7 protein-coding genes are annotated in these 6,223 nt (G+C 55.5%); 5 read left to right on the top strand and 2 right to left on the bottom strand.

Annotated elements, in window-relative coordinates; all coding sequences use genetic code 11:
* From BR04_RS10065 to BR04_RS10045, 5 genes are all read left to right on the top strand, one after another.
* On the top strand, window positions 1-1,434 hold a 1,434-nt coding region (locus tag BR04_RS10065; protein WP_496355877.1), incomplete at its 5' end, for a hypothetical protein.
* A gap of 80 nt (window positions 1,435-1,514) precedes the next feature.
* The gene (locus BR04_RS10060) at window positions 1,515-1,820 is read left to right on the top strand and encodes a hypothetical protein (protein WP_496355876.1); all 306 of its coding nucleotides are present in this window, start codon (window positions 1,515-1,517) and stop codon (window positions 1,818-1,820) included.
* 24 nt (window positions 1,821-1,844) lie between these two features.
* The gene (locus BR04_RS10055; RefSeq protein WP_496355875.1) at window positions 1,845-2,324 is read left to right on the top strand and encodes a hypothetical protein; all 480 of its coding nucleotides are present in this window, start codon (window positions 1,845-1,847) and stop codon (window positions 2,322-2,324) included.
* Window positions 2,325-2,405: 81 nt separating this feature from the next.
* Window positions 2,406-3,446, top strand: a complete 1,041-nt coding sequence (gene fliK / locus BR04_RS10050; RefSeq protein WP_496355874.1) for a flagellar hook-length control protein FliK — start codon at window positions 2,406-2,408, stop codon at window positions 3,444-3,446.
* A gap of 30 nt (window positions 3,447-3,476) precedes the next feature.
* Window positions 3,477-3,758: an EscU/YscU/HrcU family type III secretion system export apparatus switch protein gene (locus BR04_RS10045; RefSeq protein ID WP_496355873.1), complete on the top strand. Its 282-nt coding sequence runs from the start codon at window positions 3,477-3,479 to the stop codon at window positions 3,756-3,758.
* Between the two features lie 12 nt (window positions 3,759-3,770).
* On the opposite strand, the gene BR04_RS10040 is transcribed toward BR04_RS10045, so the two are convergent.
* Together BR04_RS10040 and thrC are read right to left on the bottom strand one after the other, a co-directional pair.
* On the bottom strand, window positions 3,771-4,631 hold the full coding sequence (locus BR04_RS10040; RefSeq protein ID WP_496355872.1) for a tetratricopeptide repeat protein: 861 nt from the start codon (window positions 4,629-4,631) through the stop codon (window positions 3,771-3,773).
* Between the two features lie 44 nt (window positions 4,632-4,675).
* On the bottom strand, window positions 4,676-6,181 hold the full coding sequence (gene thrC / locus BR04_RS10035) for a threonine synthase (RefSeq protein ID WP_496355871.1): 1,506 nt from the start codon (window positions 6,179-6,181) through the stop codon (window positions 4,676-4,678).
* Window positions 6,182-6,223: the final 42 nt, after the last annotated feature.

Below are 6,223 nucleotides of genomic sequence, written 5' to 3'. Positions count from 1 at the left end.
TCTTCTCCGGCCTCTCCCCCAGCGGCCCCGGTGTCCGACAGCGGTAGTGAACTCCTGAGTCAGGACGACATCGAGGCCCTTCTCTCCGGAACTTCTTCTCCGGCCTCTCCTTCTCCTCCTTCAACGCCCGTTGAGGATTCTGGAGCGGATTTTTTTAATCAGGACGATATTGAAGCCCTCCTTTCCGGAACATCTCCTCCGGAAGTTGCCCCTCCGGAAGAGGACATGGCTTCCATCAGTGTTTCCCAGGATGAGATAGACCGTCTTCTGGGAGACCTTCCTTCCTCTTCCTCAGCCTCCACCGGGAATCCTCCTTTGCCGCCCCATGAGACGGCGGAGGGTTCCAACCTTCTGAGTCAGGCCTATCTGGATGCCCTTCTGGAGGCCCATGCAGCCCAGGCTACAGCCTCTCTGGAGCCTCCGCTTACCGAGAAAAAGGCTGCTTCGGAGTTTCTGGATATGGGGGGGAATGATTTTATTTTGCAGGATGATATTGACCGTCTGCTGGGAGGGGGGGGAGACAGCGGCAGTGGTGACGGGTTGGATCCGCTTCTTTCCCAGGACGATATCGAAAGACTGCTGGAAGAACCCAAGGAGAAGGAGCAGGGGGCCGAAGCTGAGGTTCTGAATCTGATTTCTCAGGAAGATCTTGAGGCCCTCATGGAGGGCGTGGGAGGAGATGAGGCAGAGCTGGGGTCTTCTTCCACAGATCCGGTTGCAGATGAAGCCTTCCAGATGGGCAAGGAGGTGGTAACCCAGGCGGATCTTGATGCCCTGTTCAAGGGAGCAGAGGAAGAGCAGGAGGCTGGGGATACCACTGCTGCGCCTTCCCCTCCGGCTGTTGCGGAAGAAGAAGAGATTCTCCCGGAAGCCAGGGAAGAGCGGGTGGTGCTGGCACCTGCGGAGCCTGTGGAAAAAAAGGTTGGGAAGGAGAAGAAAAAAAAGCCCGTAAAAGACAAGGACGGAAAATCCCGCAAAAAATGGTTGCTTCCCCTGGCCGCAGGGTTGGCGGCCCTGGTTCTGGGGGGCGGTGGGCTGCTGTGGTTTCTTCGGAGTCCTGCGGAGCCTCCGGATCTCAATCTGGTGGAAGAAACACTTCCGGTTCCTTCCGAAGAGATACCTGTGCAACCCGCTGTTATTTCCCTCGCCATGCCAGGCTTCCTGGTTCCCGCATCTCCGGGTGTTACCCATATGGCTTATCTGATGGCCGATCTCTCTCTGGAACTTGCTCCGGAGGCAGCGGATCGCTTTGCCAGGGAACCGGCACGTTTTCGGGATCTTGTGCTGAAGACTCTGAGAAAAGTTGTGGATGAATCCCAGGACAGGGAAATTACAGAGGAAAGCTTGCAAAAGGAACTCGTTGATGTTTTAAATGAATCCTTTACCGAAAGGGCTGTGTTGCGGATCGTTTTCACACGCTTTTCAATGGGGTAGGGAAGGTTTTTTTCAGAAGACCTGCCAATTCTGAAGGGCTGCTGTATCTTTAAGATGTGTGCACCATCAAGGAGGCTCCCATGACCAGCATACCCAATCTCAATCTTGTGGTACAGCAGGGAGGGGCCGTGCGCGAAGCCCACAACCTGAAGGCCCAGCCCTATGACAGTGCCCAGGCGGCTCAGGCTGTGCAGCCGGAGCGTGAAGCCCAGAGACGGGAGCAGGTGCAGCTCAGTGAGGAAGCCTCCCTGTATGCGGGAAAAGAGAAAAAAAAGAACGGGCAGGAGAGGGAAAAATCCGGAGGAAAGGTGCTTCAGGATAAAAAAGGCGATCCTGATGACGAAGATCCTGAAGGAAGGGGGCGTCTGCTGGATACCCATGCCTGAGACTTTTTTCCATGGGGGGCTTGTGTGAATACGTTGATATACTGGATCGCCCTTCCCATGGCGACCAATATTCTGGTTATTGTTTTTGTCATCTTTGCCCTTCGTCGTCTGACCCGTCGCCTGGAAGAGGAGGCTACAGAGAAGGCTGCGGATCGGGTGCTTGTCCTGCTCAGTCCTCTGGTGGCCCAGGCCAGGGAACTTTCCCTTACCTTTGATGCCCAGTTACGTGAAAAACAGCGTCTGATCCAGACCCTGAATGAGAATCTGGATCGCAGGGTCACGGCCCTGAGCCTTCTTGTCAACCGCACGGAGGCTGTTTTGAAATCCGCAGAGCAGCAGCGTTATGCTCCGGAATCCCAGGATCTGCAGGAAGCGGTACTGGATCTTGCGGGGCAGGGCAGGGATGCGGAGCGTATTGCACGGGATCTTGCCGTGAGTCCCGGTGAAGTCAGTCTGATACTGGATCTGAAACGCAAGCTGGATGCCCTTTCTGCCGGCCGGTGAATTCGTGTGTATGGCAGAGTCCTAAGATCTTCCATTGTCTGTTCGGGTTAGCCTTCACCCGGAGCAAGGTGGTTTCTCGCCGTGTCCTTTTCCTTTCCCCTCTCGTCCCTTCCCCTTTCTCCCGAGCGGAGCCGTATGGAAGCCCTGCTCAAGCCCGGTTTACGCTTTAACGCCAGAGTTTCCGGAGTACTGGCCGATGGACGGATCCGGTTGTCCTTTTCCGGGCAGAGTCTCCTGCTGCGTCCGGAAAAGCCCCTTATGCAGGGAAGTTTTGTGGAACTGCGCGTCCATGGGGGATCACGGGGAATCCTGCTGGAGATTGTACCTGAAGAGACAAAATCCAGCGAAGGCAGCAAACTCCAGAGTCCGGATACCCTGCGGGAGAATTTTCCCGTTTCCTTTCGCGGAAGGATGGGGCAGATGATCCGCTCTGCGAGTCGCTTGCAGCATCTGTTTTCCAGTCCGGATCTGCTTCGGAACACGGGGGCTGCGGAGGACGGAAAGCCTGGGGCTGGCCTGCCGGTATTGTCTCTGGAGAAGGCAGCCGAAGACAACCTGCCCCTTTTGCGAGGGGTGGTTCGGGCTTTTCTTCAGGAGCCTCCCCAGAAAGAAGCGTTCGGAAAAGCCTTGAAGGAAGAGGTCTTCCATCCTTCCCTTGCGGCCCTTGCAGAGAAGGAGGGGGGAGGGGAGGGAGTGGAAATTCTTCAGGAATTCCGGGAGTCTCTGGCAAAGGCCATTGTGGATCAGGGGCGTTTTTTTCTGCCCCTGCCCTTTGTGATGGATGGGCGCTTGGGTTTTGGTCATTTTTTTATGGATTTGGGGGAGTCTGGAAGGGAGAGAGCAAAACACCGTATCCTCCGGGCAGGGATTCTTCTGGAACTGGAAAGCCTGGGGCGGATTCGGGTGGAGGCTCTTTTACTGGGCAGGGAGTTACAGCTGGGCTTTGCAGCAGGGAATGAGGCCGTACTGGCTTTGTTTGAGGAGGGGGTGCCTGAGCTTTCAGAACGTCTGGAATCTCTGGGGTTCCGGGTTCTGCCCGTGCGCTATCAGGAGCTGGAGGAGGGGGCATGGGAAAGGGAGACGGTGAACGGGGAGGGGACGGACTGGGAGATTGTTGTCTGAATTTTTCAGGAAGACGAGAGGGCGTATCCTGTGGCTGACAGAAAAAATTCTTCGACAGGGCCACGAAAGGCTGTTGCCCTGCGCTACAAGGCTTTGGAGGATCAGGCTCCCCGTGTACTGGCCAAGGGCCGGGGAAGCCTTGCGGAAAAAATTCTTGCCATAGCAGAAGAACAGGGCATTCCCGTGAAGGAAGACAGGGATCTTGTCACCCTGCTGGAAAAGCTGGAAGTCGGGAAGGAAATACCGCCCGAATTGTACCAGGTGGTGGCGGAACTTCTGGCCTTTGTTTACCGTACCGGGAAAAAACGATGAGAGCGTCTGACATCATAAGGAAAGGCGTCGCAGGGTTATCTCTGCTTCCTGTTCAATATCCGTATCCTGTCCCGTTATTTTTGCCTGTTCGTAGGCTTGCCGTGCCTCTTGGGTACGGTTCAGTTTTTCAAGAATTTCGCCCTTCAGCATCCAGCCTCCCGCATCCAGAGGCATGACGTCCAGAAGCCGGGTAATCGCCTGAAGGGCCTTTTCAAACCGCCCCATGGCCATGAGGGTCATGCTCTGACCACGAAGGGCCGCAGGATGGTGGGGTTCCAGACGCAGGGCGCGGGTATAGGCACGCAGGGCGTCGTCGTAGTTTTTAAGGTTGTAACAGGCCCAGCCCATGTTGGAAAAGGCATAGTGGGGCGTGGCATAGAGCAGATCTTCGGTCAGGGGGGTCAGCACATCAATGGCTGCCTGCCAGTTTTCCTGGGTGATATGGGCTGTCGCCAGGTTGTTCTGGGCCGGGCCGTAATCCTGCCGGAGCATTATGGCTTTTTTAAAATGCGCAATGGCCATGTCCGCTTTTTCCAGGTTCAGATAGGTCAGCCCCAGGTTGTTTTGCAGATAGGGATCGTCGGGATTCAGCCGTTCTGCCCGTAAAAATTCATTGAGGGCACGGGAGTAGGAGCCTTGTAAAAAATAGGCTTCTCCCAGATCCCGCAGCGCCTTGGCCTCGCTGATGTGCTGGGGCGTTCGGGTTGCGCATCCTCCAAGAAGAGCAAGGGTGAGAAAACAGACCATGAGAGCGTTAAGAAAAAAGTACTGTTTTTTTTTCTGGATGTTCAACTGTCTGTCCTCACCATGTTTTTCCACCGTACGAACCAAGGGATGGATCACAGAGCCTGAAATCCAGCGCCATCCGTTCATTTCAGCAACTCTCCTTAAAAGACCATGGAAAAACACTGCCTTGATCAGTCGCGCAGGGAAAGCCCCAGATCTTCTGCCACGGCGTCTGCTGTTTCCTCCACAAAATTTTGGAAGGCCTCACCCGTAAGGGGTTTCCCCGGTGCTGGAACCTCTTTCAGACTTTCGGGCCGTATGAAACGGGGGGCATTGCGCAGTGCCGCTTTGGGCTGAACCTGGTATTCTTCGGGCATACGGTCTTCAAAATACATTTCCTGGAAGCCGGAGAATTTCAGGGCATGGGCCGTAGAGTCGATGATGGCGGTTTCATTTTCCGTGATCCATCCGGCCTTTTTTGCCCGGATGAGACCGGCAAGGGTTTCACCGCCGTGGGTACAGGCAATGTGACCGTTGCGGTTGGCCCTGAGCTGGGCATCCATGATTTCCTGTTCCGGTACGGAAATGAAAAAGACATTCTGGTGACCGGAACGTTCATTGTACTGCTGTACCAGGGAAATGACCCTGGGCATGGATACGGGGTTACCGATCATGGCGGCCTGGGCCACGCTGGGCTTGACCGTCATGGGGATGAAGTGGCGTTTTGCGGCATCGGGTTCCAGATAGTACTGGTAAACGGGGTTGGCATGGTCGGACTGGACGCCGATGATCTTGGGAAGATCCGTGAGGATGCCGGCGCTGTGAAATTTCAGGAAGCCCGCCATGACCGCCGTGATGTTGCCCGCATTGCCGATGGGCACCACCACCACCTTGTCCTTCATGTCAAATTCCAGATCCTGGGCAATTTCGTAGGAATAGGATTCCTGACCCAGAATCCGCCAGGCGTTCTTGGAGTTGAGGAGGGCCACATTGTATTTTTCCGAAAGGGCTTCCACCACCTTCATGCAGTCGTCAAAGACACCGGGGATTTCATAAACGGAAGCACCGCTGCCCAGGGGCTGGGAAAGCTGCTGTGGGGTCACCTTGCCATGGGGGAGAAGAACGGCCGATTTCACCAGAGGGGCCAGGTAGCTGGCATAAAGGGCTGCCGCTGCACTGGTGTCGCCCGTGGAAGCGCAGACCGCCAGGACATTATCCACGGTTCCGTTTTTTACGAGAAAGTGAATGTAGGAGAGGGCGCTGGCCATGCCGCGGTCTTTGAAGGAGGCACTGGGATTCTGACCGTCATTTTTGTAGAAAAAGCGGAGCCCGGCTTCCTGCTGGAGTGTGGCATTGGCTTCCACCATGGGCGTGTGGCCTTCGCCTAAGTAAAGGATGGCATCCAGGGGAATGACCGGGCCGATGAATTCGTGAAAGCGGTAGATACCTTTTAAGGCCGGTATTTTCAGCATACGCCGGTAATCGAGGATTTCCCGCCAGGTTTCCCCGGAAAGGCCCTTGAGGCGGTTTTTTTCCATATCCTGAAGAAGGAGCACGGCACCGCAGGCGGGGCAGGTGTAGAGGAGTTTTTCAATGCCGAAGGTTTCGGCGCAGCCCAGGCAGTGGTAACGCATTTCTCCCGAAGGTGTGGGCAGAATATGGTCGCGGATATGTTCAGGAAATTTTTCAGGCGTCACAGGTAGGGTCTCCCAAAAGAGGGGTTGATTTTTGATCGGCTG

This window comes from Desulfobotulus sapovorans DSM 2055 (genome assembly GCF_059569355.1).
Note: the sequence above shows the minus strand (reverse complement) of the source record. Positions and strands in the feature narration are given on the sequence as shown.

Excerpts from the sequence above, each read along its gene's own strand:
- BR04_RS10060 (WP_496355876.1), top strand. The coding sequence starts at position 1,515 with ATGACCAGCATACCCAATCTCAATCTTGTGGTACAGCAGGGAGGGGCC.
- BR04_RS10040 (WP_496355872.1), bottom strand. The coding sequence starts at position 4,631 with ATGAACGGATGGCGCTGGATTTCAGGCTCTGTGATCCATCCCTTGGTT.